This is a genomic window from Peribacillus sp. NPDC058002 (assembly GCF_042886655.1).
GTDB classification, from domain to species: Bacteria; Bacillota; Bacilli; order Bacillales; family DSM-1321; genus Peribacillus; species Peribacillus aracenensis.
Genome location: NZ_JBHVQU010000480.1, coordinates 1 through 1,537 on the forward strand (window position 1 = coordinate 1; position 1,537 = coordinate 1,537).

At 33.6% G+C, this 1,537-nt stretch carries 2 protein-coding genes; one reads left to right on the forward strand and one right to left on the reverse strand.

What is annotated here, in order from left to right:
* Positions 1 to 13: 13 nt before the first annotated feature.
* Positions 14 to 466, reverse strand: a complete 453-nt coding sequence (locus tag ACFVSH_RS26480) for a MarR family winged helix-turn-helix transcriptional regulator (protein ID WP_387595660.1) — start codon at positions 464 to 466, stop codon at positions 14 to 16.
* 122 nt (positions 467 to 588) lie between these two features.
* On the opposite strand from ACFVSH_RS26480, the gene ACFVSH_RS26485 reads away from it, so the two are divergent.
* Positions 589 to 1,032, forward strand: a complete 444-nt coding sequence (locus tag ACFVSH_RS26485; RefSeq protein ID WP_387708788.1) for a GNAT family N-acetyltransferase — start codon at positions 589 to 591, stop codon at positions 1,030 to 1,032.
* The last annotated feature ends 505 nt before the right edge of the window (positions 1,033 to 1,537 follow it).

Below are 1,537 nucleotides of genomic sequence, written 5' to 3' on the forward strand. Positions count from 1 at the left end.
CTTATAAGCTGCATCAATATCCCCTTTTATTTCCCTTTTTCACAAATTCCCAATCTACCTCAATATTTTTTCTGACCCTTTGAAGAAGATGCAACATCGTCTCCGTTTCCTCCAAAGAAAATCCAGATAATGCAATCTTGTCGGTATACTCTCCTTCTTTTTTCAAAAAGGGATAGACCTTTTCACCTTTATCAGTAGCATAAAGCTTTTTAATTTTTTTGTTGCCCTCATCATTTTTCTTTTCAATAAAACCTTGAATTTCAAGTTTTTTAATGGCACGAGCCGCTGTCGTTCGGTCAACCTTTATCATTTCTGCTAACTTTTCCTGAATGATTCCTGGATTTTCACATATTCGGACAAGATACAAATATTGCCCTTTTGTAAGGTCAAATTCTTTAAATTCAATATTACTTATAGAGTCCAATGCCCTTGCTATCATTCCAATTTCACGGAGTATTTCTTTCATTCAAAGTGCCCCTAACTTTTTTGTTGTATTTACAACAAAAATAATTTCGTTTATACTAAAAAAGAATATACATTTATTATGACTTGTCTTATTACATAAATCTAGAAAAGGAATGAAGAACATTGGAATCAAAAAGAATTACTACAGAAAATGATTTAAAAATAGCCTTTCAGATCAGAAAAGAAGTATTTGTTGAGGAACAAGGTTTCCAATTAGAAACTGAATTTGATGAATTTGATGAATTTGATGCACTTCATGCTTCTTCTGAACACATATTAGTCTATTATAATGAAAAACCAGTCGGAACTGGAAGGTTAAGAGTTGTTGATGGTTTAGGTAAATTGGAGAGAATTTGCATCTTGGAGCCTTACCGTAAATTTGGCCTTGGAAAAATAATAATTAAAACGTTAGAAGAGATTGCAAAGGAAAAGGAACTATCCAAGGTTAAATTACATGGACAAACACAGGCAGAGGGTTTTTATAAAAAACTCGGCTATCAGACTTCATCCGATGTCTTTATGGAAGATGGCGGTCCACATCTTTTAATGATAAAAGAATTAATATAGGTGTTAAATGTGAGTAAAACAAACATTACCCTGTATTTGATGGGAAGATACTATTAATCATAGGAAACAATCAGACCTTGGAACATCATCACCATTTGATGCTCTTTTGGTCGATTTTTCCCACACGATACTTTTAAATTCGCTTTTAAAAAGAAAAAAACCAAAATTCATGGGTCTACTACCTGCTTTACTAACAAGTTAAACATTCTTTTGACTCTTCCTGCAAGGATCAGGTTTATACTCAGCAGCAAAAGTTCTGCGTCTTTCACAGTCATTGGGGAAGTGATATTTTTCATTTTGGCGAGGACAATTTTTTAACACTCCAACATTGGTCATTAGGAATAAGCACGAACAAGCCCTTAATAACCCGAAATGTTATTAAGGGCTTGAAATTTATTACACAACGGGTGCTGTTTCATGAACAAGCGGGTGAAGTGCCTGAGTTTCATCCATGTAAATAAAAGCATCATATCTTTCTGACATTACAGAAGGTACATAGTTTCCA